At 61.2% G+C, this 24,307-nt stretch carries 27 protein-coding genes; 16 read left to right on the top strand and 11 right to left on the bottom strand.

What is annotated here, in order from left to right:
- The first annotated feature begins 197 nt into the window (after positions 1 to 197).
- Both FFH21_RS02075 and FFH21_RS02070 read left to right on the top strand, forming a co-directional pair.
- The gene (locus tag FFH21_RS02075; RefSeq protein WP_004666469.1) at positions 198 to 1,604 is read left to right on the top strand and encodes an adenosylmethionine--8-amino-7-oxononanoate transaminase; all 1,407 of its coding nucleotides are present in this window, start codon (positions 198 to 200) and stop codon (positions 1,602 to 1,604) included.
- A 142-nt stretch (positions 1,605 to 1,746) separates the two neighbouring features.
- Positions 1,747 to 2,466, top strand: a complete 720-nt coding sequence (locus FFH21_RS02070; protein WP_011167487.1) for a 16S rRNA (uracil(1498)-N(3))-methyltransferase — start codon at positions 1,747 to 1,749, stop codon at positions 2,464 to 2,466.
- Between the two features lie 21 nt (positions 2,467 to 2,487).
- Here the strand turns inward: FFH21_RS02070 and FFH21_RS02065 are convergent, their stop codons facing one another.
- A complete protein-coding gene (locus FFH21_RS02065) occupies positions 2,488 to 3,102 on the bottom strand; it encodes a hemolysin III family protein (RefSeq protein WP_019740887.1) in 615 nt (204 codons plus the stop codon).
- 154 nt (positions 3,103 to 3,256) lie between these two features.
- On the opposite strand from FFH21_RS02065, the gene FFH21_RS02060 reads away from it, so the two are divergent.
- Complete coding sequence (locus FFH21_RS02060) at positions 3,257 to 4,183, top strand: LysR substrate-binding domain-containing protein (protein WP_004654350.1); 927 nt, start codon at positions 3,257 to 3,259, stop codon at positions 4,181 to 4,183.
- A gap of 10 nt (positions 4,184 to 4,193) precedes the next feature.
- On the opposite strand, the gene madM is transcribed toward FFH21_RS02060, so the two are convergent.
- From madM to mdcA, 9 genes are all read right to left on the bottom strand, one after another.
- On the bottom strand, positions 4,194 to 4,958 hold the full coding sequence (gene madM, locus FFH21_RS02055; RefSeq protein WP_011167485.1) for a malonate transporter subunit MadM: 765 nt from the start codon (positions 4,956 to 4,958) through the stop codon (positions 4,194 to 4,196).
- Position 4,959: 1 nt separating this feature from the next.
- Positions 4,960 to 5,388 (bottom strand): malonate transporter subunit MadL, encoded by a 429-nt coding sequence (madL, locus tag FFH21_RS02050; RefSeq protein WP_004654343.1) that lies wholly within the window; start codon positions 5,386 to 5,388, stop codon positions 4,960 to 4,962.
- Positions 5,389 to 5,457: 69 nt separating this feature from the next.
- Positions 5,458 to 6,393: a malonate decarboxylase subunit epsilon gene (gene mdcH / locus FFH21_RS02045; protein ID WP_011167484.1), complete on the bottom strand. Its 936-nt coding sequence runs from the start codon at positions 6,391 to 6,393 to the stop codon at positions 5,458 to 5,460.
- Complete coding sequence (locus FFH21_RS02040) at positions 6,390 to 7,028, bottom strand: malonate decarboxylase holo-ACP synthase (RefSeq protein WP_004654338.1); 639 nt, start codon at positions 7,026 to 7,028, stop codon at positions 6,390 to 6,392. Before FFH21_RS02040 ends, mdcH begins: the two co-directional genes overlap by 4 nt.
- A complete protein-coding gene (gene mdcE, locus FFH21_RS02035; protein ID WP_004666472.1) occupies positions 7,022 to 7,822 on the bottom strand; it encodes a biotin-independent malonate decarboxylase subunit gamma in 801 nt (266 codons plus the stop codon). Before mdcE ends, FFH21_RS02040 begins: the two co-directional genes overlap by 7 nt.
- Positions 7,819 to 8,670, bottom strand: coding sequence for a biotin-independent malonate decarboxylase subunit beta (locus tag FFH21_RS02030; RefSeq protein ID WP_011167483.1), 852 nt, complete (start codon positions 8,668 to 8,670; stop codon positions 7,819 to 7,821). The genes mdcE and FFH21_RS02030 overlap by 4 nt, the downstream gene beginning before the upstream one ends.
- Entirely contained in the window at positions 8,663 to 8,962 is a 300-nt protein-coding gene (locus tag FFH21_RS02025; RefSeq protein ID WP_004654333.1) for a malonate decarboxylase subunit delta, read from the bottom strand. The genes FFH21_RS02030 and FFH21_RS02025 overlap by 8 nt, the downstream gene beginning before the upstream one ends.
- A 1-nt stretch (position 8,963) precedes the next feature.
- Entirely contained in the window at positions 8,964 to 9,839 is an 876-nt protein-coding gene (locus FFH21_RS02020) for a triphosphoribosyl-dephospho-CoA synthase (protein ID WP_004666473.1), read from the bottom strand.
- Positions 9,839 to 11,515, bottom strand: a complete 1,677-nt coding sequence (mdcA, locus tag FFH21_RS02015; RefSeq protein WP_004654329.1) for a malonate decarboxylase subunit alpha — start codon at positions 11,513 to 11,515, stop codon at positions 9,839 to 9,841. Before mdcA ends, FFH21_RS02020 begins: the two co-directional genes overlap by 1 nt.
- Positions 11,516 to 11,777: 262 nt before the next feature.
- Here mdcA and FFH21_RS02010 point away from each other — a divergent pair, with 262 nt between their 5' ends.
- Positions 11,778 to 12,170 (top strand): PAAR domain-containing protein, encoded by a 393-nt coding sequence (locus tag FFH21_RS02010; RefSeq protein ID WP_011167482.1) that lies wholly within the window; start codon positions 11,778 to 11,780, stop codon positions 12,168 to 12,170.
- 221 nt (positions 12,171 to 12,391) lie between these two features.
- Here FFH21_RS02010 and FFH21_RS02005 read toward each other — a convergent pair whose 3' ends face one another.
- Positions 12,392 to 13,171 (bottom strand): ParA family protein, encoded by a 780-nt coding sequence (locus FFH21_RS02005; RefSeq protein ID WP_004654324.1) that lies wholly within the window; start codon positions 13,169 to 13,171, stop codon positions 12,392 to 12,394.
- 308 nt (positions 13,172 to 13,479) lie between these two features.
- On the opposite strand from FFH21_RS02005, the gene FFH21_RS02000 reads away from it, so the two are divergent.
- The 12 genes from FFH21_RS02000 to FFH21_RS01945 are packed head-to-tail and all read left to right on the top strand — an operon-like array spanning position 13,480 to position 24,293.
- Positions 13,480 to 14,199, top strand: a complete 720-nt coding sequence (locus FFH21_RS02000; RefSeq protein ID WP_004654322.1) for a beta-ketoacyl synthase chain length factor — start codon at positions 13,480 to 13,482, stop codon at positions 14,197 to 14,199.
- On the top strand, positions 14,175 to 14,987 hold the full coding sequence (locus FFH21_RS01995; RefSeq protein ID WP_004666474.1) for a 1-acyl-sn-glycerol-3-phosphate acyltransferase: 813 nt from the start codon (positions 14,175 to 14,177) through the stop codon (positions 14,985 to 14,987). The genes FFH21_RS02000 and FFH21_RS01995 overlap by 25 nt, the downstream gene beginning before the upstream one ends.
- A complete protein-coding gene (locus FFH21_RS01990) occupies positions 14,962 to 15,222 on the top strand; it encodes a phosphopantetheine-binding protein (protein ID WP_002551687.1) in 261 nt (86 codons plus the stop codon). The genes FFH21_RS01995 and FFH21_RS01990 overlap by 26 nt, the downstream gene beginning before the upstream one ends.
- Positions 15,223 to 15,231: 9 nt before the next feature.
- On the top strand, positions 15,232 to 15,486 hold the full coding sequence (locus tag FFH21_RS01985) for an acyl carrier protein (protein ID WP_004654315.1): 255 nt from the start codon (positions 15,232 to 15,234) through the stop codon (positions 15,484 to 15,486).
- A complete protein-coding gene (locus FFH21_RS01980) occupies positions 15,483 to 16,028 on the top strand; it encodes a membrane protein (RefSeq protein ID WP_004654313.1) in 546 nt (181 codons plus the stop codon). The genes FFH21_RS01985 and FFH21_RS01980 overlap by 4 nt, the downstream gene beginning before the upstream one ends.
- A 10-nt stretch (positions 16,029 to 16,038) precedes the next feature.
- Entirely contained in the window at positions 16,039 to 17,721 is a 1,683-nt protein-coding gene (locus FFH21_RS01975) for an acyl-CoA synthetase family protein (RefSeq protein WP_041924705.1), read from the top strand.
- Entirely contained in the window at positions 17,714 to 18,448 is a 735-nt protein-coding gene (locus tag FFH21_RS01970) for a glycosyltransferase family 2 protein (RefSeq protein ID WP_002551683.1), read from the top strand. Before FFH21_RS01975 ends, FFH21_RS01970 begins: the two co-directional genes overlap by 8 nt.
- Positions 18,445 to 19,392, top strand: a complete 948-nt coding sequence (locus FFH21_RS01965; protein WP_004654308.1) for a glycosyl transferase — start codon at positions 18,445 to 18,447, stop codon at positions 19,390 to 19,392. The genes FFH21_RS01970 and FFH21_RS01965 overlap by 4 nt, the downstream gene beginning before the upstream one ends.
- The gene (gene hutH / locus FFH21_RS01960) at positions 19,373 to 20,920 is read left to right on the top strand and encodes a histidine ammonia-lyase (RefSeq protein ID WP_011167479.1); all 1,548 of its coding nucleotides are present in this window, start codon (positions 19,373 to 19,375) and stop codon (positions 20,918 to 20,920) included. Before FFH21_RS01965 ends, hutH begins: the two co-directional genes overlap by 20 nt.
- Complete coding sequence (locus FFH21_RS01955; protein ID WP_002551680.1) at positions 20,910 to 21,335, top strand: thioesterase family protein; 426 nt, start codon at positions 20,910 to 20,912, stop codon at positions 21,333 to 21,335. The genes hutH and FFH21_RS01955 overlap by 11 nt, the downstream gene beginning before the upstream one ends.
- A complete protein-coding gene (locus FFH21_RS01950) occupies positions 21,332 to 21,946 on the top strand; it encodes an outer membrane lipoprotein carrier protein LolA (protein WP_011167478.1) in 615 nt (204 codons plus the stop codon). The genes FFH21_RS01955 and FFH21_RS01950 overlap by 4 nt, the downstream gene beginning before the upstream one ends.
- Positions 21,930 to 24,293 carry an MMPL family transporter gene (locus FFH21_RS01945; protein ID WP_011167477.1) on the top strand — a complete coding sequence of 788 codons (2,364 nt, stop codon included), beginning with the start codon at positions 21,930 to 21,932 and terminating at the stop codon, positions 24,291 to 24,293. Before FFH21_RS01950 ends, FFH21_RS01945 begins: the two co-directional genes overlap by 17 nt.
- The last annotated feature ends 14 nt before the right edge of the window (positions 24,294 to 24,307 follow it).

The following is a 24,307-nucleotide window of genomic DNA, read 5'->3' as shown; positions in this document are numbered from 1 at the left end:
AGAAAACATAGGGAAGATTGGGCAAGTCAGCCCGGCACATCGACTTGCTGCGCAGGATACGCGAGCCATCAAATAGCCGCCAGCAATGTCCATCAGCTGTTAAAACTGCATCAAAGGTTGTTCCGCAGCCGGGCATTGCATAGGCTTGCGCGATTGTTCGTCCTCGCATCAGGCGAGTCGCTACCCGGAGATTGAAAATGGGCCTCAATGACCAGTGGATGCAGCGTGACCTGAAGGTCCTGTGGCACCCCTGCACCCAGATGAAAGACCACGAAAATCTGCCGTTGATACCGATCAAGCGTGGTGAAGGCGTATGGCTTGAAGACTTCGAGGGCAAGCGTTATCTGGACGCTGTCAGTTCCTGGTGGGTCAACGTTTTCGGACACGCCAACCCGCGCATCAACCAGCGCATCAAGGATCAGGTCGACCAACTGGAACACGTGATTCTTGCCGGTTTCAGTCATCAGCCGGTCATCGAGCTGTCCGAACGGCTGGTCAAACTGACCCCTGAAGGCCTCAACCGCTGCTTCTACGCCGACAATGGCTCATCGTGCATTGAAGTCGCGCTGAAGATGAGCTTTCACTACTGGCTCAATCGCGGCCAGCCGGACAAGAAACGCTTCGTCACCCTGACCAACAGCTACCACGGCGAGACCATGGCGGCGATGTCGGTGGGCGACGTGCCGCTGTTTACCGAAACCTACAAGGCGCTGCTGCTCGACACCATCAAGGTGCCGAGCCCCGACTGCTATCACCGCCCGGAAGGCATGAGCTGGGAAGAGCATTCGCGCAACATGTTCGCCGCCATGGAGCAGACCCTTGCCGAACACCACGCCAGCGTTGCGGCGGTGATCGTCGAACCGCTGATCCAGGGCGCGGGCGGCATGCGCATGTATCACCCGGTCTACCTCAAGCTGCTGCGCGACGCCTGCGACCGCTATGGCGTGCACCTGATCCACGATGAAATCGCTGTCGGTTTCGGCCGTACCGGGACCATGTTCGCCTGCGAACAGGCCGGCATCCGTCCGGATTTCCTGTGCCTGTCCAAGGCGCTGACCGGTGGCTACCTGCCGCTGGCGGCCTGCCTGACCACCGATGATGTGTACGACGCGTTCTACGACGACTACCCAACGCTGCGCGCGTTTCTGCACTCACACAGTTACACCGGCAACCCGCTGGCCTGTGCGGCGGCGCTGGCGACACTGGATATCTTCGAGCAGGACAACGTCATCGAAAACAACAAGGCCCTGGCGCAGCGTATGGCGACAGCCACGGCGCATCTGGTGGACCATCCACATGTGGCGGAAGTGCGTCAGACCGGCATGGCCATCGCTATCGAAATGGTTCAGGACAAAGCCACCAAGACCGCCTACCCGTGGCAGGAACGGCGTGGCATGAAGGTCTTTCAGCATGCGCTGGAGCGCGGTGCATTGCTGCGACCACTGGGCAGTGTGGTGTATTTTCTGCCGCCGTACGTGATTACCCCGGAGCAGATCGACTTTCTGGCCGAGGTGGCCACCGAGGGCATTGATATCGCTACGCGCAGCAGTGTCAGTGTTGCCGTGCGCGAGAACTTTCATCCGGATTTCAGAGATCCGGGCTAGTGCTGGAATTTGCGGCGCCGCGACTGACGCCTTCGCGGACAAGTCCGCTCCCACGAGCGGACCGGGCAACACCGCATTAATGTGGGAGCGGACTTGTCCGCGAAAGGGCCATAACAAAACAACACCGGAACCGAGACACACCATGAGACTCTCCCGCTTTTTTACTGAAGCGCCGCTTAGCCTGGGCGAGCACGAACTGCCTGAGGCCCAGACGCATTACATCAGCCGCGTGCTGCGCATGACCGAAGGTGACGCGCTGCAACTGTTCGACGGATCGGGCCAGGAGTTTCGCGGCACCTTGCTGGAAGTCGGCAAGAAGCGCGTGCATGTGCAACTGACCGAAAGCTTTGCCGGGCAAGTCGAGTCAGGGCTGCGCATTCATCTGGGCCAGGGCCTGTCGCGTGGTGAACGCATGGACTGGGCTATTCAGAAGGCCACCGAGCTGGGCGTCAGCGAAATTACCCCGATTGTCAGCGAGCGCTGTGAGGTGCGTCTCAAGGACGAGCGCGCCGAGAAGCGCCAGGCGCATTGGCAACAGATCGCAATCAGCGCCTGCGAGCAGTGCGGTCGCTCGGTGGTGCCGGTGATTCATGCGCCGATGCCGCTGGCCGAGTGGATCAAGCACACCGAGGCCGACCTGAAACTGGTCCTGCACCCGGTGGCCGAGCCGCTGACCAGCCATGACAAGCCAGCCAGCCTGGCCTTCCTGATTGGTCCGGAAGGCGGCTTGAACGACGCAGAAGTCGATCAGGCGCAAGACGCCGGCTTCCACGCCGCACGCCTCGGCCCACGCGTTCTGCGCACGGAAACCGCTCCCGTGGTCGCGCTCAGCGTGGCGCAACAGCTGTGGGGCGATTTCTGACTACTGATGCTCGTCCCCTCCTCACAGCACATAAAAACAAATCGCCACGAAGTGCATCAAACTGCCGCCGATGACGAACAGGTGCCAGATGCCGTGAAAGTGGCGGATCTGGTCGTAGGCGAAGAACAGAATGCCGACGGTGTACAGCACGCCGCCGCCGGCCAGCCAGATGAAGCCCGTCAGGCCGAGCGCAGCAATCAGTGGTTTGACCGCCACGAGGACGATCCAGCCCATCACGGCGTAGATCACGATGGACATGATTCGCGCTTCAGAGCGGGGTTTTATCTCCTGCACAATGCCGATCAGCGCCAGCCCCCAGACGATACCGAACAGGGTCCAGCCCCACGCGCCGCGCAATGTCGCAAGACAGAACGGCGTGTAGCTGCCCGCAATCATCAGGTAGATCGAAAAGTGATCGACCTTCTGCATGATCGATTTCGAACGGCCCTTGACGCTGTGGTAAATCGTCGAAACGCTGTACAGCGTGACCAGACAGGCGCCATAGATCGCAATACTGACCACCTTCCAGACATCGCCGTGCAGACTCGCCATCACCAATAGCCAGATTGCGCCGACACCGGCCAGTACTGCGCCCACCAAGTGGGACCAGGCGTTGAATTTTTCTCCGTAATACATCCGCTCAATACCCTCTTGTGGCAAAACACTGGGAGCAGAGGCTCGCGGTTATTGAAACAAATCGCAACACCCTGTTTCAGTGACGGATATTTTAAGCAGCTATCGGCGCACGACTTGTGCACAATCAGCGCACATCAATAACCAGCGCCACGACATGCAGATCGATGACGAACTGACGCTCAAGAAACTGGAAATATTCCTGGCCTTCATGCGCACCGGCAATCTGGCGCGGGCGGCGGAGGAGTTGCAGACCAGCAACGTCAGCGTGCACCGCGCCATTCACTCGTTGGAAAGCGCCCTGCGTTGCCCGCTGTTCAAACACGAAGGCCGTAACCTTACGCCGCTGGAAAGCGCGTATGTGCTGGAAAAGCGTGCGCAGAAGCTGGTGCAGGATGTGCTCGCCACCGTAGAGCTGACCCGTCAGGCGGCAGGCTTTTCGGCGGCACGCTTCCGCCTTGGGGCTTTGTATTCACTGACCGTCAAGACGGTGCCGCAGCTGATCATGGGCCTGAAAATCCGCCGCAGCGAGCTGAATATCGATCTGATTCTGGGTTCGAACATGGACCTGCTGTACAAGCTCAAGAACATGGAAGTCGACGCCATGCTGGTGTCGCTGGATGAAAGCACCCATGACCCGGACTGCGAGCAGCTGGCGTTGTTTTCCGACGATATCTTCCTGGCTGTGCCCACCGACTCGCCGTTTGCCGAGCACAGCGAGGTGGATCTCAGCGACCTGCGTGAAGCGACATTTATCACCCTCACCCAAGGCTTTGCCACTCATCGCGATGGCATACGGGTGTTTCAGCAGGCCGGGTTCGAGCCCAAAGTGGCGATGCAGGTCAATGACATCTTCACCCTGCTGAGCATGGTCAGTTCCGGCGTCGGCTATGCGCTGCTGCCGGGGCGCATAGCCGCAGTGTATGAAAACCGCGTGCGGCTGATTCCATTGCAGAGCCGCTACCGGATGCAGCAACACATCGGCATGGTCTTTCTCAAGTCCAGAGAGCGAGACCCTAACCTGCTGGCGCTGCTGGCTGAGTGTCGGATGTATGCGAATCGCCTGCTGGAGCAGGCGACCTGATCGAAGGGATCTAACCGACGATTGCGCGCACGATGAAATACAGCACAGACGGCCCCAGCAGACAGCCCAGTCCGGTATGAAAAGTGGCGGTCAGCGCGCCATAAGGCACCAGACGCCGATCCGTTGCCGCCAGCCCTGCGGTAACGCCGCTGACAGTACCCGCCAGACCACCGAAAACCATCGCCGAACGCGGGTTGTCCAGCCCCATCCAGCGCGCCGCCATGGGCGTACCGACCATCACCAGAATCGCCTTGATCAGGCCGGTGGCAATCGACAGGGCCATCACGTCGGAGGTCGCACCCAACGCAGCACCGGTCACCGGGCCGACGATGTAGGTCACAGCACCCGCGCCAATGGTGGTCATGCTGATTGCATCGCGGTAGCCAAACACCCAGGCAATGCTCGCGCCCACGATAAACGGCAGAATCGTGCCCAACAGCAAGGCAATTGCTCCGATCAGCCCGGCCTTGCGTGCCTCGGTTGCCTGCACTTCAAAGGCAGTCGCCACGATGGCGAAGTCACGCAACATCGCCCCGCCCATCAGGCCGATGCCTGAGAACAGCGCCATATCGGCAAGCCCCTTCTGGCCGCCGGTCAACGTGCCGCCGATCCAGGCCAGAATCAGCCCGATGACAATCGCGATGGCCGAGCCATGCACCCGGCCGAAGGTCAGGCGCTTTGAAAGCACCACCGAGACCCACATGATGATACCGACGAAGGCAAATGCGGTGATCAGCCCGTTGTGTTCAAGTCCTTTCTCGATGAGGTCCCACATATCAGCGACCTCCAACCGGGGCTATTTCAGGCTTGATCACAGGCGTCAGCAGCGGCTCTTCCTTGGGTAAAGGCTCGCCGCGATTGGTGCGGCTGATCACTGCGATGGTGCAGGCGCAGAGCACCACAGAACCGACAGCGGCCAATACCGCCACCGGCCCGCCCTTGAGTGCGGTCACAACGTTTTGTTGCGCGGCCATCGCCACCACGACCGGTATGTACAGCGCGCCCCAGAAACCCACGCCCATTTCGCAGTCCTTGGTCATGCCGCCGTGTTTCTGCATCCACAGACGTGCGCAGATCAACAGGATCATGGCGATCCCGACCCCGCCCACATTGGATTTCACGCCCAGCAGAACGCCGAGCATGTCACCGAGAATCACGCCCGCGAGCGTGCAGATAGCCAGTAGTGCAACACCATAGATAATCATTTTTGTTAGTCCTCTGTTTGCATTGCTGAAGTTGTTGTTTTTGTCCTTCGTAGCAGCTGCACGGCGGCTCTATGGAGTGCGGCGACCCTCCTCGCGCGACAGCGCGATCAGGCTGTCCAGACGCGCAGCCTGAAAGGCCAGCGCTGTTCCTTGCTGGAAGACTTTGCGCGCCAGCCCGGTCAACACGGCACCGGGCGGCAATTCGATGTGCAGGCGCACGCCTCGCTCCCAGGCAGTTTCCACGGTGCTGCGCCAATCGATGACCCGGCACATGTTGAAGGCCAGGTCGTCACGCAGCTTCTCGGCATTGCGCACAGGTCGCGCCGTGCTACCGCTCAGGTAACGTATCCTGGGTGCCGTTAGCGCGACCCTTGAAAAGGCCTCGGCCAGTTGTTGCGCGGGAGCGTCCAGCAAGGCGCAATGTGACGGCACGCTGACCGCAAGACGCTTGACCGCTGCCGCTCCAGCAGCCTTGGCCAGTTGACCGACCTGATGCATCGCCTCGGCACTGCCGGAGATCACCATCTGGTTGTCGGCGTTGATATTGGCGAGAAATACCGGTGTCTTCGCGCTGTGTACCTGCGCGATCAGCGCTTCTACCTGCATCTGGTCCAGACCGACGAGCGCGGTCATGCCGTAACCCTGCGGCCAGGCGCCTTGCATCAGCTCGCCACGCAACGCCACCAGGCGCACGGCATCGTCAAAGGCCAGCGCCCCGGAGATCACCGCTGCCGGATAAGCGCCGATGGACAACCCTGCAACGTAATCCGGCACACAGTCACGCGCCTGCAACAGACGGGCGCAGGCGACACCGGCGATCAACAGGCAAAGCTGGACGGCGCGGGTCGCTTGCAGCGCCTGAGTGCTGTCCAGCGCCAGTACGTCTTCGCCCAGAGCATCGGCAGCGTCCTGCAGGCAATCGTGGACGACAGGGTCGTCGGGTAATTGATGCAGCATGCCGGCCTGCTGCGCGCCCTGACCGGGAAACACCCACAGGCTACTCATGCGCACGCCCCGATCAGATGCCACGGATCTGCAACCAGCCGCGCCCCTGCTGCGGTCTTGAGCAACACCCGCCCCGCTGGGCGCGCCCATTCACGCAATGCCACAGCGCCATGATCGAGTTGCAGCTGGACATCGACCCGGCAGACCGATATTTCCAGCGCCTCGACCAATTCGGCTGCGCAACTGCGACTTAACGGCTCAGGCGTACGCAAAATCAGGTCCAGATCGCTGTCCTGATTCAACGCCGCGATACCACTGGCCAATTCGAACCCGGCGCTGCCACCGACGCCCCAGACCAGTTCCAGCGCATCCATCACCGGGCGGACCTGACGCAAGGCACGCAACGCGGGCCAGTCCTGAATATTCTCGACCGGGCACAAGACCAGTTGTTCGGGGGTTACCCGCCGATAGACATCCGTCAACAGCATGCTCGCGGCATAGCGCTGCTCACGACCGTAGCCGCGCAACCCTACGGCCACTTGACCGACTGGCATGGCCTGCCGACGCACCACAACCGGCTGCCCGGCCAGCACCGTTTCGACCGCCCATTTGGGCGCATCGTCCGGCAAGGCAGACAGTGGCATGCCCCACAGCAAATCATGGGGCAATACTGCGCAAGCGCTGTCGATCACCATTGCGCCCGCAGCAACTGGCGCACGGTAGCCGATGCCGCACGATTGCTCGCGCCCAGACGGCTACTCAGGTCGACCCCGCTGGCCTGCACGTCGTTGATCGCACTGCTTAGAACATTGCGGACCTGAGTCAGGTCGTTCGCAGTGGGCTGCTCGATCTGGCTGACCGAGAGGGTTTCCCACAGCAGACCAAGGCTAGCATAGCTGTCAATGTCGTAGGCCATTGGCGGGATGCTGGCGGCGAGCTTTTCCAGGTCTTCGACACTGCGCAGCGTTACCCGAGCGGCGGAAGCCTTGCCCATCGCATGCACCATCACGCCGGGATCACGCAGTGCAATCAGCCGATTGGCCTGATACCCGTGGGCCAGAAACGCGCCGGACATAGCCTTGCCAACCAGCAGACCAATCACCGCATGCCCGGCAAGACGCGCCCGTGCATAGCTGTCCACCGCCCCAGCCAGCGCCTGATGAATGCCCAGCGCTTCTTCGCGGCGGCCATAGGCCTGGCTCGGCACATCGACAATCGCAATCAATGCACGCTTTTCGGCGCGGTCGCGGTCCTGCTCGATGGCATCATCCACAGCTTTGGCCAGGCCCCAGCCTTCCAGCAGACCGACCTCGCCCTGACGCGCCCGAGGAAAACGATTGCCGGTATCGGCAACCACCGCCACAAATCGTACCGGCTGGTCGCCCAGCAAGCCATCGGCGACCTTGAGCGAGGCAGGCAGACCGTCAACTTGCGTAGCACCTGCGCTCAACGCGTTGAACCAGTGCAAACCCCTTTGTGAATAGCTCATGACCGGGCTCCTTGATAAAGGGTACGTACACTCTGCGGATCGATTTGCGCTTCGGTGTGGAGGCTGGTGAGGCGCTGCAAAAACAGTTCGTACTGGCTGCTGCGATACGCTGCCGGTACGCCCTGCTTGAGCCAGCCGCTGACCTGCTGCCGGATATCGGCCACATCGTCTGCGGCAAAACCGTCCACCAGATCACTGGCAAACCGCTGCTGGCCACCGGTCAGGCTCCAGATAAACGGGCGGTCACGGGAATCGTATTCTTCGATGCCGGCTTCCTGCTCGATCACCTGCGGGCCGTTCAGGCCCAAGCGGGCCTCCTGGGTCACCAGCAAATAGCTGCACAAGCCTGCAGCAATGGACATCCCGCCAAAACAGCCAACACTGCCCGCCACCACACCAATCACCGGCTGGTACTGACGCAAGTCGACCATTGCGGCATGAATCTCGGCAATCGCCGCCAGGCCCAGATTGGCTTCCTGCAAACGCACACCGCCGGTTTCCAGCAGCACGATGGCAGCGGTGGGAATACCGTTGCGGTTGTCTTCGGCAGCCAGCTCCAACGCGCCTGCCATTTTTGCACCGCCGACTTCGCCCATGCTGCCGCCCTGAAACGAGCCTTCAATGGCCGCAATGACTACCGGCCGCCCGTCAACAGTGCCCTTGGCAACCACCACGCCATCGTCGGCTTGAGGGACAACGCCTTGTCTGGCAAGCCAGGGCGACATGACGCGATCAAACGGGCCAAGCAATTCGCGGAAGCTGTCGGCATCCAGCAGAGCGCGGGCGCGCTGCCGGGCACCGAGCTCGATGAAACTGTGCTGGCTCAGCAAACGTGCGTTATCAGTCATGACCGATCTCCTCGAAGCCCTGCTCCAGACGCAAGCGCACCACGCCGGGCGTGGCCCCGAAGTCGTGGATGTCGATGCTCAGCGCAGGCGGGGTCTGGCCGTCGAACATGCGCTCGAAAAGATGTTTCCAACGCAGCGAGGCACCGTTGACCGAGGTCACCACCTGAATTGATAGCTTGCCTGGCGAACCGGGCTCCAGCAGCACTTCCAGATCGCCCGAGCCAACCACACCTACCAGCGCGCGGCCTTTGGGCGGCTGTCCGGCAGGGAATTCAAAAGACAGGGTTTCCATTTCAGACACTCCTCGAAACACGGCCGAGCGCAGGCTCCAGGCCGTCGATAAACAGGCAGGCAGCCAGCAGATCAGCCGCGCCGCCAGGCGAAGCATTCAGCGCCAGCAGTTGCTGATCCAGTTGGTTCAGTGCGCGGCGCCCGGCAAGGCTGGCACTGCCGCCAACGTCCAGCACGTGCTGAGCGCCGCGCTGCATGGTGTGCAAGCCTTCGATACCGGCACGATGCAGCACGCAGGTGTCGGACAGGGTGGTCATGATCGCCAGCAGCGCATCCAGCCGGGCGTTCTGCTCGCCACTGCCCGCCGCGCGACTGCGTTGCAGTTGCGGCAAGGCGAAATCCCTGACTGCCGGGAAGCCTTGCTGCGCCTGTTCCCGGGCACCCATTACACCGTAACGGCGAACCACTTCATTACCGTGACTGCCTTGCACGAGCACTTGGCGGTCCTTGATCTGCGCCAGGCTGGCAGCCCGCGCGAGAACGGCTTCGGGTGCGCAGTTGCGGGCGTCCAGCGCGGCAGCCGTCACCAGCAGGCCCAGCGCCCAGATCGCACCTCGATGAGTATTCACACCCTGGGTGGTGCGCAGCATCGTGGCTTCACCATCGCGACCGAGACGACCGAGCGCCTCACGTAATGGCTGGCCCACTGTGTTGAATTGCCCGGCGGCATCAGCCATTAACTTGAAGGTCGGCCACAGTGACAGCGCCGAGGAATGCATCAGGCCCAGATGCAGGTCGGTGTGTGCGCCGCTGCCACGTCGGTCCACCAGTGCAGGTTTGGGCGACAGGTCGGCTTCGGCGATCAGGGCATCGACGGCCAGATCGGCCAGTCGCTCGGCAAGCGAAGCAGCTTGCGGTGTCAATTGAAGTGCGCTCATCACCAACTCCTGAATTTGGCAGGCGGGCTGTACAGACCACCGGACCACTGAACCAGATCGGCAATGCTCTTGGCCGCAAGCAGTTCACGGCTGGCATCGGTGCGCCGGATGCCGAGGTCTTCCGGCAGCGCGATCAGCCCTTCACGACGCATACGTGCAGTGTCTTTCGGGTTATGGCGCAAGCCGATCACGGTCACGCCCGCCACGGCGGCGATCATCGCCTGACGCTCTTCCAGGCTGCGCGCCTTGTAGAGGTAGGCGATGCCTTCTTCGGTCAACAAATGGGTGACGTCGTCGCCGTAGATCATAATCGGTGCCAGCGGCATGCCGCTTTTCTTCGCCACTTCTACAGCGTCCAGCGTTTCAACGAAGGTCGGCTTGCCGCCCTCCTGAAACGTCTCGACCATCTGCACCACGAGCTTTTTGCCGCGCTCCAGATAGGCATCCGGGCCGCTCTCGTTCTGTTGGCGCATGTCCAGCCATGCCGGGGTGGCATGACGTCTGCCGCGCGGATCATGGCCCATGTTCGGTGCGCCGCCAAAACCTGCCAGCCTGCCACGGGTGACGGTCGAGGAATGCCCGTCTCCATCCACCTGCAGGGTCGCGCCGATAAACAGGTCAACGGCATATTGGCCAGCAAGCTGACAGAGTTGGCGATTGGAACGCAGCGAGCCATCGCGCCCGGTGAAGAACACATCCGGGCGCGCAGCAATGTAGTTTTCCATGCCCAGTTCGGTGCCGAAGCAATGCACGCTCTCGACCCAGCCGCTTTCGATGGCCGGGATCAGCGTCGGATGCGGGTTAAGTGTCCAGTTACGGCAGATCTTGCCCTTGAGGCCCAGCGACTCGCCGTAAGTCGGCAGAATCAGTTCAATGGCTGCGGTATTGAAGCCAATGCCGTGGTTCAGCGACTGAACGTTGTGTTTTTCGTAGATGCCGCGAATCGCCATCATCGCCATCAATACGTGCACCGGCTTGATGTGGCGTGGGTCGCGGGTGAACAGCGGCTCGATGTAGAACGGCTTGTCGGCTACCACCACAAAATCGACCCACGAGGCCGGAATGTCCACGCGAGGCAGTTCGCTGACGTCATCCACCAATTGATTGACCTGAACGATGACGATGCCATCGCTGAACGCAGCCGGCTCGATCAACGCGGGGGTGTCTTCGGTGCTCGGGCCGGTGTAGATGTTGCCTGCCCGGTCGGCCATGAAGCCTGCGGCCAGCACCACGTTGGGGATCAGGTCCACCACCAGCCGCGAATACAGTTCGATGTAGGTGTGGATCGCACCGATTTCCAGCAGGCCGTCTTCCAGCAACTGGCTGATGCGCAGGCTCTGCGTGCCAGCAAACGAGAAGTCCAGTTTGCGTGCGATGCCTTGCTCGAAAAGGTCGAGGTGCTCGGCGCGGCCAACGCTTGGCATGATCATGTGCAGGTCATGGACCTTGCCCGGATCGACTTTGGCCAGCGCGCGGGACAGGAAGTCCGCCTGTTTCTGGTTATTGCCCTCAAGCACCACCCGATCACCGGAAACCAGCAAGGCCTCCAGCGCCGCGACAATCTTGTCGGTCGGCAGCACTACGCCATCGGCCAGCGTCCGCACCTGCTCCAGACGCCGCTGCTTCTCGGTGCGACGACGTGTCCAGCGTGCGTCGGGGGAAGTTGTTGTTGTCATGATCGCTCCACGATTTTGCTGTCGTGGGCCACCTTAGGAGCGATAGGGGCAAGCATCAATCAAGCAGCGAGGTGAATCGTTACGGCTGGAGTAACGATAGTAGAAGTGATCATTTTTTGATCACCTTTATTGATGCCCGTAACATCCGCGAAACGCTCTGCTGATCTTTGCGTAGGACCGGTCTTTAACAGGGCTTCTGCGCAATCAGGCAGCCGATTTGCGCCTAGCCTTGAGGCTTCCAACACCCACAGGAAGCACTGCCATGTCGTTCATAGTCAGGGAAGGCGATCCAACCACCACCGGCGGGTTTGTGCTGAGCGGCTCGTCAAGCGAAGTCATCGACCAGCGCCGCGTTGCCCGCATGGGCGACCCCGTGTGGTGCCCGGCGTGCACCCGCATCGGTTTCATTGCTCAGGGCAACCCGACGTATGTCGACGATCTGGTGGCGGTTGCCACGCAGGGACATGCAGTGGAGTGCGGCTGCAAACCCGGCAGCAACCGCCTGAGCGCCTCGCAGGAACACGTTCAGGCCGACATGGACGCTGCTGTCACCATCTCCACCGAACTGGCCTCGGCCGCGCGGCTGCATTCAGAGCACCTGGCCTGCTCATTGAGAGACGGCAGCTATACGCCCGAGGTGCTCAGGCCACGATGATTTCTGTGTCTGAGCGTTATGCATAAGTCTTTAGATGCTCACAGATTGGCTTCTGCCCGCAGGGCGTGGGAGCGAACTTGTTCGCGAATACGGTAGTTCAGACGATACATTTTCTGTGACTATACCGGCCCTTTCGTGAACAAGTTCACTCCCACGGCCTTCGGCCAGAATCAAAAGCGGACTTGTTTGCGAAGCTGAGTGCTAAGCGTGGTGCATACCCATCACGGATGGGCATTGGTCTCCAGCAAGTGATGCAGGTCCACGAACTGCTGCGTCAGCTTGTGACGGGGGTCCAGGTGGATCAGCGGCAGGCTGGCCTGATGCGACTCACGCATTTTCACCGATGCGCCCAGGTAGACCGGCAACACCGGCAGCCCCTCGGCTATCAGCTCGTCGAGCATCTGCTGCGGCAGGCTGGCTCGGGGCTGGAACTGGTTGACGATGATGCCTTCAACCTGAAGATCTTCGTTGTGATCCTCTTTCAGCTCCTCGATCTCGCGCATCAGTCCGTACAGCGCCTGTCGGGAAAAGCTGTCGCAGTCGAACGGAATCAATACACGATCAGACGCAATAAGCGCCGAAACCGCATAAAAGTTCAGTGCTGGCGGCGTATCCAGATAAATCCGCTCGTAATCCTCACTCAGTTCGTCGAGCAGTTTGCGCAGCTTATTGATCTTGTGCTTTGCCTCAAGTTTGGGCTGCAAGTCGGCAAGCTCGGCAGTGGCCGTGACCACATGCAGGTTATCGAAAGGTGTTTCATAGATATCAACGTGGTTTTTCTTGGCGAACGGTGCTGCTGACAGTGTGTTCTTGAAGAACTCGGCAATACCCATCGGAATATCCTGACCGGTAAGGCCGGTGAGGTACTGAGTCGAGTTGGCCTGGGCATCGAGATCGATCAACAACGTCCGATAGCCTTCGTGAGCGCTGACTGCAGCCAGATTGCAGGCGATGCTCGATTTGCCTACACCGCCCTTCTGATTGAATACCACGCGACGCATGCTTTGGGTTCCTTGAAAGATGAAGAAACAGCAGGTGTGGCCGATAACGACCTTAAGAGGTGTAGAGTCTAGGCAGTACATATGACAACAGCGAGCTTATCGCAAAACGGCACGTACCTGACTGTCATCCTAAAGCCAGACTTGAACTTTAAAATACACGTATGTAAACGATTTTTATGTAACAAATTTGCTAGTAATGACCCCCATCGGGATAATGCGCGCACTCGGTAAAATTACCGCACCCAGGCTGATATCTACCTGATATCGATGTAGCGAGAAACAAGCCCGCAGGGGCGGGAAGAGAAGTATTGATCACCTTCAACATTGCACGATGGCATGCCTGGGCTCCGGGCCTGGCGAGCGCGGACGACTGGCTGCAATGGAGCCGCAATCCGACGCTACTGGAAACCAGTGATGCCGCGCCAGACGTGTCTTTCCTGCCTGCCATGCAACGTCGCCGCCTGGGCCGCATGGCCAGAATGGCATTTGCCGTCGGCTGGCCATTGACTGAAGGTTTGGGGCGCGTACCGCTGGTGTTTGTCTCGCGCCACGGAGAAACCCCGAGAACGTTTGAAATTCTGCGCGATCTGGCTGCGAACGAGCCGGTTTCACCGACCCAGTTCAGCCTTTCAGTGCATAACGCAGTGATTGGCCTGTGGTCGATCATGCGCGGTGAAACAAGTGAGATGACAGCCCTGGCCGCCGCAGGCGACGGGCTGGAGTATGGAGCGTTCGAGGCCGCAGCGTTGCTGGCCGAGGGTGCAGAAGCAGTATTGCTTGTGGTGACTGAAGAGCAGCCACCACACGCTTATGCACAATGGATTGATGACGTGCCCTTTCCCTACGCGGTCGGCTTGCTGCTGACGCCCGGCAACCAGTGGGAATTGTCTTTGCACAGCGACACACAAGGGAACCCGCAGACTCGATGGCCCCACGCATTGAATCTGCTGCAAGCCTTGCACACTGATCAATCCGTCTGCCTGCACCCCTGGAATAACCGGTTATGGAACTGGCAACGCAAGAACTGAAAAAACGTCAGGATGCTTATTACTGGCGTTTGCTGGCAACCGCCTTCAGCTTTGCCCTCTTCGGGCTCAGCGGCCTGTGCCTGCGCTTGTTCGTTTTTCCGATACTGAGTTGCCTGCCCGGCAGTGTAGCCAGTCATCAGCGCCGCGCCAGGCAGACCATCAGCCGCCTGTTCTGGCTGTTCATCCGCATCATGGCGCGCATGGGCGTGTTGACCTACGAGGTACAGGGTGCCGAAAAGCTTGGCCGCCCCGGGCAGATGATCATTGCCAACCACCCGTCACTGATCGACGTGGTGTTCCTGATCGGGCTGGTGCGTGACGCCAATTGCGTGGTCAAGCGCAGCCTGTGGGAAAACCCGTTCACCCGTGGCCCGGTGCGCTCCACAGGTTACATCAGCAACGACGGCAGCATGGACATGCTCGATGCCGCCGTGGAGCGCCTGCAAAGCGGCCAGACACTGATTATTTTCCCCGAAGGCACCCGCACCCAGCCGGGTCAGCCGCCGGTCTTTCACCGGGGCGCGGCCGCCATTGCACTGCGTGGCGCGAGCATGATCACTCCGGTGACCATCAAGGTCCAGCCGACCACTCTGACCAAGGCCGAGCCCTGGTATCGCATTGCACAACGCCGCGTGCACTTCAGTTTGCGCGTCGGTGCCGATATAGACCCCACCGCCTTCAGTTCGCTGGGTCCGCCGCCCGTGGCGTCCCGCAAGCTCAACGATTACCTGCATGACTATTTCACCAAGGAGCTCGCCTCAGATGAGCGATCTGCACCAGGACATTAAATTGTTGATCATCGATGCCCTGGGCCTCGAAGACATCACCCCGGAAGATATCGGCAACGATATGACGCTGTTCGGCGAAGGACTGGGACTGGACTCGGTGGATGCGCTCGAACTGGGCCTGGCCATCCAGAAGCGCTATGGCATCAAGATCGATGCCGATGCAAAGGACACCCGTAACCATTTCGCCAGCGTCGACAGCCTTGCGGCCTTCGTCAGCGCCAGACAACCGGCCTGAGAATTGAACATGCAAACCCGTGAAGACATCTTCGAAATCCTGCGCGCCGCAATGGTGGAACTGTTCGAACTGGAGCCTGAGAGGGTCACACTTGAAGCCAACCTGTATCAGGACCTGGAAATCGACAGCATCGATGCCGTGGACCTGATAGACCACATCAAACGCAAGACCGGCAAGAAGATTGCCGCTGAAGAGTTCAAGTCAGTCAGAACCGTGAACGACGTGGTAGAGGCCGTCTACAAACTGGTCAACGCGGCCGAATGAAGCGGCTGATTGGCCTGATTCTGGTGCTGGCCGGTGTGCTGTATCCGTTTGCCGTCTACTGGGGAACCGAACACTTCGCCCCGTGGCAGTTCGCGCTGCTGCTGGGCAGCCTGTGGCTGGCGCGCGCACTGACCGGCGAGCGCAAGCCCGGCAGCCTGGCGATGGCGCTCGTCGCCCTGGTTTTTTGCGTGGCGCTGGGCGTAATCGACAGCCACCTGATGCTGCGCTGGTATCCGGTACTGGTCAGCGCGTTCATGCTCGGCCTGTTCGGTTCAAGCCTGATCTACGGCCCGCCTATCGTAGAAAGAATGGCGCGCATAAACCGCCCTGAACTGCCCGAGTCCGGCATCCGCTACACCCGTAAAGTCACGCAGATCTGGTGCCTGTTCTTCCTCGCCAATGGCCTCACGGCAGCCATACTGACGCTCTGGGCACCGTTGTCCTGGTGGACGCTGTACACCGGCCTGGTTTCCTACGGATTGATGGGCCTGTTGTTCGCTGTTGAATGGATCGTCCGCCCACCCTCTGCGGGCGGCAAATGAAATGGATCGCATGAACTGGTTGAACCTTGAACACCTGCTGCTCGACGCCCTGCCCGACCGGCCGCTGACACTGGCCCCGACCCTGGACCACGCGCAATTTCGTGATCAGGCACTGAGTGTGGCCGCAGGACTGCAAGCCCGCGGTATCAAAAACCTCGCGGTACACCTTGAAGATGCCGCTGACCTGGCCGTCGCCTTGTTCGGTGCCTGGCGCGCCGGTGTGCATGTATTGCTGCCCGCGGACTTGCAAGGCCAGACCCGCGAGCGCTGGGCCAATCGGGTCGACCTGTGGCTGACCGACCTGGCGCACGACACGCATTTAAGCGATCTGCACGCCGCGCAGTTGGCTCCGGCAGCGCTTGACCTTGACCAGTGCCGGTTGAGCCTGTGCACCTCGGGTTCCAGCGGCGAGCCCAAACTGATTGAAAAACGCCTGCGCCAGCTGGCCAACGAAGTCTGCGGGCTGGAACAGCTGTGGGGCGCGCAGCTTGGTTCGGCATGCATGATCGGCAGCGTTGCGACGCAACATATTTATGGGCTGCTGTTCCGTTTGCTATGGCCGCTGTGCGCCGCGCGCCCGTTCGTGCGCCGCCAGTTGCCGTTTGCCGAAGACCTGCAACGCGCCAGCCGCGAATACCCGTCCTTTGCCTGGGTCGCCAGCCCGGCACTGCTCAAGCGCATGGGCGACAACCTCGACTGGAGCAGCCTCAGTGCCGTGAGCCGGGTGTTTTCATCCGGCGGCGCATTGCCAGCCGAAGCGGCGCAAAGCCTGCTACAACGTCTTGGCCAGTGGCCGACGGAAATTCTCGGCAGTTCGGAAACCGGTGGCATCGCCTGGCGGCAGGGCGAACAGCAATGGCAAGCCTTCGACGGCGTAGAGCTGAGTCAGAACAACGAAGGGGCGCTGCGCATCAGCTCGCCCTATCTGCCGCCCGGTCACGTAGAGCAGACCGCCGATGCCGTGCAGATTGGCAATGATGGGCGATTCGAACTGCTGGGCAGGCTGGACCGCATCGTCAAGCTTGAAGAAAAGCGCGTGTCGTTGCCGCTGATCGAGCAGGCCCTTACGACTCACGAATGGGTAAATGAAGCGCGCCTTGGCGTGGTTCAGGAAAACCGTGCGTCGCTTGGCGCGCTGCTGGTGCTGAGCGATGCGGGCTTGCTGGCCCTGCGCAATCAGGGCCGTCGAGCGCTTACCGAAGCCTTGCGCCAGTATCTGCGACCGCACTGCGAAACCATCGCCCTGCCGCGGCGCTGGCGTCTGCTGCGGCAAATGCCCTTCAATGCTCAGGGCAAACTGGCGCAGATGGTCGTGCAGAACCTGCTCATGGCCTCACGCCCCAGGCAACCGCAAGTGCTTGACCAACAGACGGTCGACGGCGAATTGCACCTGCAACTGATGGTCCCGCCAGATCTGGCATTTTTCAGCGGCCACTTTCCCAAGGCACCGGTCTTGCCCGGCGTGGTTCAGGTCGAATGGGCGATCAGTCTGGGCCAGCGCCTGTTGAATCTGCCAACCGACTTTGCTGGCATGGAAGTGCTCAAGTTTCAGCAACTGGTGCGCCCCGGCGACCGCCTGAAACTGACCCTGCGCTTCGATGCCGCTCGCTCAAAGCTGCATTTCGCCTTTCACAACAGCGAAAACGCACCCTGCTCCAGCGGCCGGATTGTGCTGGAGGGAGATCATGCATAAGCCTTGCGTGATCATTCCGGTGTTCGACCACGAACTGGCCGTGCCCAGCGTGGTCAAGGCCGTCCGCAACGCAGGCTTGCCCTGCATACTGGTGGACGATGCCAGCAGCCCGGCTTGCGCCGCAGTGTTACAGCAGCTGGCGCAGGGTGAGGGTATTTACCTGTTGCGCCTGCCGGTCAATCAAGGCAAGGGCGGCGCGGTCATGGCCGGGTTCCGCGAGGCGGCACGCCTGGGTTTCAGCCATGCGTTGCAGGTCGATGCCGATGGTCAGCATGACCTGAACGATATTCCGGTGTTTCTGGAGCAGTCACGCCAGTACCCGCAAGCGTTGATCTGTGGCTATCCGCAGTACGACGAAAGCGTGCCCAAAGGCCGCCTGTACGCCCGTTATCTCACTCACGTCTGGGTATGGATCAACACCCTGTCACTGCATATTCGCGATTCCATGTGCGGCTTTCGGCTCTACCCGCTGGCCCCGGTTCTGGCGCTGATCGACAGCGTGCAGATCGGCAGGCGCATGGACTTCGACTCGGAAATTCTCGTGCGCCTGTCATGGCGTGGCCAGGCGATGCGCTGGCTGCCGACCCGCGTTCACTATCCGCAGGACGGCCTGTCGCATTTCCGCCTGTTTCACGACAACGCCCTGATCTCGAAAATGCACGCCAAGCTGTTCTTCGGCATGCTGATGCGTCTGCCGGTGATCCTCTGGCGGCGGTGGCGCTCATGACCATTGAAAAATCGCCCAAGGAACATTGGGCCAGTCACGAAGAGCGTGGCAGCTTCCTGCTCATGAAGCTTACCGCCTGGGGCATGCGCGTGCTCGGTCGTCGCCTGCTCAGCCCGGTGCTGTATGGCATCGTTCTATATTTCTTCGCCTTCGGCCGCCGTGCCCGACACAGCATCTGGGAATACCAGCAGCGCCTGGCGGACTGGAGCGCCAGACCCGAACTGCGCCCCAGCCAGCGGAGCGTGTTTGGCCAGTTCATGGCCTTCGCCGAAGCACTGCTCGACAAGCTTGACGTATGGAACGGCAAGCTGGGCATCGAACAGATCGAGATCATCGACCCTGCCCTGCTGCGCCACAACCTGCGCGGCGAGCGCGGGCAGATGCTGGTCGGGGCGCATCTGGGCAACCTTGAGGTGTGCCGCGCACTGGCCGAGCTCGGCGAAAAAGTCACCATGAACGTGCTGGTACACACCAAGCACGCCGAACGCTTCAATCGCCTGCTCGGTGAAGCCGGAGCGACTAACCTGCGGCTGATTCAGGTCAGCGAACTGGACCCGGCGATCATGCTGCAACTCAGCCAGCGTCTGGACGAAGGCGAGTGGCTGGCCATCGCCGGTGACCGCGTTGCCCTGCACGGCGGGCGCAATGTGCGGGTCGACTTTCTGGGCAAGCCCGCGACGTTTCCGCAAGGCCCGTGGCTGCTGGCCGGTCTGCTCAAGTGCCCGGTCAATCTGTTTTTCTGCCTTAAAGGCCCGAGGGGCTATCGGGTGATTCTCGAACCGTTCTCCGACGCCATCGAATGGCGACGCAGCGACCGAGCCCAGGTCATCGCCCACTGGGCCACGCGTTATGCCGAGCGTCTTGGGCACTACTGCCTGGAAGCCCCGCAGCAGTGGTTCAATTTCTACCCATTCTGGAAGTCCGATGATGATTCAAGCTCCTGACCCGATCATTTTCGGCGAGCGCGCTCTGTGTATCGAAGACGTGCTGGCCCTGGCCAATCGTCAAGCGCCGAGTGCGTTGCAAGGCGACGCTGAATTTCGCGCACGCATTGCCAGGGGCGCGCAGTTTCTCGATTCGTTACTGAACAAGGAAGGCGTGATCTACGGCGTCACCACCGGCTACGGCGACTCCTGCGTGGTGGCCGTGCCATTGGAGCATGTCGAGGCGCTGCCGCAGCATTTGTACACGTTTCACGGCTGCGGGCTGGGCAAGCTGCTGGACGCCCAAGCCACCCGCGCAGTGCTGGCGGCACGTTTGCAGTCACTATGTCAGGGCGTTTCCGGGGTGCGCGTCGAACTGCTTGAGCGTTTGCAGGCGTTTATCGATCAGGACGTGCTGCCGCTGATCCCGGAAGAGGGCTCGGTGGGTGCCAGCGGTGATCTGACCCCACTGTCTTACGTGGCCGCGACCCTGTCCGGCGAGCGCGACGTGATGTTCCGTGGCGAGCGCCGTCCGGCCAGCGACGTGCACCGCGAACTGGGCTGGACGCCGCTGGTGCTGCGCCCCAAGGAAGCGCTGGCGCTGATGAACGGCACCGCCGTCATGACCGGCATCGCGTGCCTGGCGTTCGCCCGCGCCGATTACCTGTTGCAACTGGCGACCCGTATCACCGCCATGAACGTGGTGGCGCTGCAAGGCAACCCGGAGCACTTCGACGAGCGCCTGTTCGCCGCCAAGCCGCATCCGGGCCAGATGCAGGTAGCCACGTGGTTGCGTCAGGACCTGGCCATCGACGCGCCAACCGCCCCACTGCATCGTTTGCAGGACCGCTATTCGCTGCGCTGCGCACCGCATGTGCTGGGCGTGCTGGCCGACAGCCTGAACTGGCTGCGCTCGTTCATCGAGATCGAGCTGAACAGCGCCAACGACAACCCGATCATCGATGCCGAAGCAGAGCGCGTGTTGCACGGCGGGCATTTCTACGGCGGGCACATTGCTTTTGCCATGGACAGCCTGAAAACGCTGGTGGCCAATGTCGCAGACCTGCTCGACCGGCAATTGGCGCTGCTGGTCGACGAACGTTACAACCACGGCTTGCCGAGCAATCTGTCGGGTGCCAGCGCCGAGCGGGCCATGCTCAATCACGGTTTCAAGGCGGTGCAGATAGGCACCAGCGCATGGACCGCCGAAGCACTGAAAAATACCATGCCGGCCAGCGTATTCTCGCGCTCCACCGAATGCCACAATCAGGACAAGGTGAGCATGGGCACCATCGCTGCGCGTGACGCCATTCGGGTGCTGGAGCTGACCGAGCAGGTTGCCGCCGCCACGCTGATCGCCGCCAACCAAGGTATATGGCTGCGCAGCAAGGCCGCCGATGCGCGCCCGCTGCCACCGGCACTGGCGGCCATGCACCAACAACTGGGCGAGGACTTTGCCCCTGTCATCGAAGACCGAGCGCTGGAGAATGAACTGCGCCTGTGCCTGAAACATATTGCCAACCGCCGCTGGAGCTTGCATGCGCAGTAAGGGTTTTCTGCACGTCGACACCGAAATCGTGGTGCCGTTTTTCGACGTCGACATGATGAACATCGTCTGGCACGGGCATTACGTCAAATACCTGGAAGTCGCACGTTGCGCATTGCTCGACCACATTGGTCATAACTACATGCAGATGCTCGAATCCGGTTATGGTTGGCCGGTGATCGACCTGCAACTGCGCTACGTGCGCAGCGCGGTGTTCGGCCAGACACTGAACGTACGCGCCAGTCTGGTGGAGTGGGAGAACCGTCTGAAGATCAACTACCTGATCACCGACGCACACACCGGCGAACGCTTGACCCGCGCCAGCACCGTGCAGGTTGCGGTCGACAGCCAGAGCCGGGAAATGCAACTGGCATCGCCCCAGGTCTTTATCGATGCCGTGAAGAGAGCTTTGCCATGAACCGTCCGTTTCGCGCCTTGCTGCTACTGGGGTTGCTGTGCCTGTCTTCACTGGCGCAGGCTTTCGATCTACAACAACTGAGTGATCAGCTCGCTAAACCTGCGGTGGTGCAAGGGAGCTTCATTCAGGAAAAACACCTGCGCGCCCTGCCGCAACCACTGCTCAGCAAAGGCCGCTTCGTGCTCGCCAGGGATTTCGGGCTGCTCTGGCTGCTGGAAACACCGCTGAAACAGGATTACCGCATCAATGCCAGCGGCATTTCCCGCCGCGAAAGCGTAGGCGACGTCAGCACCTGGAAGCCCGTACCAAACAAAAATGCCGGGGCCGAGCAGAACCGCTTGTTCCTTGCTGTACTGCAGGGCGACAGCAGCGGCCTGCAACGGGATTTCGACTTGCAGCTCAACGGCGACGCGAACGCCTGGCAACTCACGCTCACGCCGCGCTCGATGCTGCTGCAACAAGTGTTCAAACAGATCAACATCGATGGCGGCGGACTGGTCCAGCGTATCGAGTTGCTGGAAACCCAAGGCGACAGTACCGTCCTGAAAATGATCGACAGCAGCAGTGCTTCCTCCCTGACCGATGCGCAGCGCAATGACTTCAACGACTGAGCGGCTATTGCCGCGACTGTTCCTGCTGATTCTGGCAAGCGTGCTGGCGCTGGCCGGCTGGCAGTGGCACGACCGCTCGCCGCTGTCGGCCAACCTCATGGAACTGGTGCCAGGCACTGACAACGACGAACTGGTGGTGAGCGCCGAAAAGCGCATGCAGGAACCGCTCAATCGCGAAATGCTTGTGCTGGTGGGTCATACCGACCGCCAGCAGGCTGTGGAACTGGCTCGCACGCTGGCGGAGCAATGGCAAGCGAGCGGCCTGTTCGAGAAGGTTCAGTGGTCGCTGCAAGCCGATCTGCCCGCGTTGCGCACCCAGTTGCTGCAAGGGCGAATCGCGATGTTGCCGGCAGCGGATCGCGCTCTGTTGATCGATGAGCCGAAGACTTTCATTGAGCAGCGCGTACAAACTCTCTTCGACCCGTTTGCCGGGTTCAGCCTGGTGCCAAGTCAGGATGACTGGCTGGGGCTGACCGGACGTATCCAGAACGGCTTGCCGAAACAGGGCTCGGTCGAGGCGGATCTGGCCAGCGGCGCGCTGATCGCCAGCGCCGAGGGCAAAAGCTGGGTACTGCTGCGTTCGCGAACCCGAACCGATGCTTTCGATCTGCACCTGCCCGGTCAGGTCGCCGACCTGCTGGCGAAAGCGCGGGGGCAGGCGCAGCAGGCCGGTGGGCAATTGCTCGCCGCCAGCGGCCTGCTGTACGCCGCCGACGGGCAGAAGCAGGCCAGCCGGGAAATCACCTGGGTCGGCGGGGGCGCCACGCTCGGTATTCTGTTGCTGCTGTTGCTGGCATTCCGACGCTGGAGCGTGCTGCTGGCGTTTGTACCGGTGGTAGTCGGCATGCTCTTCGGTGCAGTGGCTTGCGTGGCGCTGTTTGGCAGCATGCACGTCATGACGCTGGTGCTGGGTTCCAGCCTGATTGGTGTGGCGGTGGATTACCCACTGCATTACCTGTCCAAGAGCTGGAGCCTGAAACCCTGGCGCAGTTGGCCCGCCTTGCGCCTGACCCTGCCGGGCCTGACGCTGAGCCTGATCACCAGTTGTATCGGCTATCTCGCCCTGGCCTGGACGCCGTTCCCGGCACTGACACAAATTGCCGTGTTCTCCGCCGCGGGCCTGATCGGCGCTTACCTGACTGCAGTGTGTCTGCTGCCTGCGCTGCTTGCAAAGGTCGAGATCAGCCCCGCGCAATGGCCGCTGAAACTGGCGCAACTGATGCTTGATTGCCGCGCTGCGCTGTTGCAGCGCATCAGCACGCCGATTCTGCTGGCGCTACTGTTGGCCTTCTGCGGCGGCGGGCTCTGGCACCTGACCACCAAGAACGATATTCGCCAATGGGTCTCGGCACCTCAGGCATTGACCGACGAAGCCCAGGCTATCGCACGGATCACCGGTTATCAGCCCACCAGCCAGTTCTTCCTGGTGCGCGGCAAGGATCAACAGCAGTTGCTGGATCGGCAGTCGGCGCTGACTCAGCGGCTCGATCAACTGATCAGCATGGACAAGCTGCAGGGTTTCATGGCCCTCAACCAGTTGCTGGATTCGCCTGCCGAGCAGCAACTGACCCGTGATGCGCTGGGCAAATTGCCGCAACACTGGGCACCACTGGTGCAGCTTGGCGTCCCGGCCAACGCGCTGAAGACCGAACTCTCTCAATTGCAGGCACTGCCAACGCAAGACATTGATCAGGCGCTTCAAGGCCCGCTCAGCGAACCGTGGCGCACGCTCTGGCTAGGCGCCAGCGAAGATGCCGAAGGCGACGCTCAGGTAGCCAGCATCGTCAGCCTGCGTGGCATGAACAGCATGGCGTTGCTGCGCGTGCAGGCCATCGGCCTGGAGGGCGTGCAACTGGTCGACCGCCTGGGTGAGCTCAACGAGGTGTTTGCCCACACGCAGATCAGCGCTGCAGAATTGAAGCTGGCATCGTGCGTACTGATCGTCCTGCTGCTGATCGCTCCGTTTGGCTTCGGCGGTGCGTTGCGCATCGTCGCCCTGCCCCTGCTGGCGGCCCTGTGCAGCCTCGCCAGCCTGGGCTGGCGAGGTCAGCCGCTGACTCTGTTCAGCCTGTTCGGCCTGTTGCTGGTCACGGCGATCAGCGTCGATTACGCCATCCTGATGCGCGAGCAGATAGGCGGCGCGGCAGTCAGCCTGCTGGGCACGCTGCTGGCAGCGGTCACCACCTGGCTGTCGTTCGGGCTGCTGGCTGTTTCCGGCACCCCGGCGATCAGCAATTTCGGCCTGTCGGTCAGCCTGGGGCTGGCCTTCAGCTTTCTTTTGGCACCGTGGGCCAGCCCGCGTAAAGCGCTTCATTCGCCAGCCAATGCTGAAGGGCCACACGCATGAGTCTTGCAGCGTTG

This window comes from Pseudomonas sp. KBS0707 (genome assembly GCF_005937945.2).
Classification (GTDB): domain Bacteria; phylum Pseudomonadota; class Gammaproteobacteria; order Pseudomonadales; family Pseudomonadaceae; genus Aquipseudomonas; species Aquipseudomonas amygdali.
Note: the sequence above shows the minus strand (reverse complement) of the source record. Positions and strands in the feature narration are given on the sequence as shown.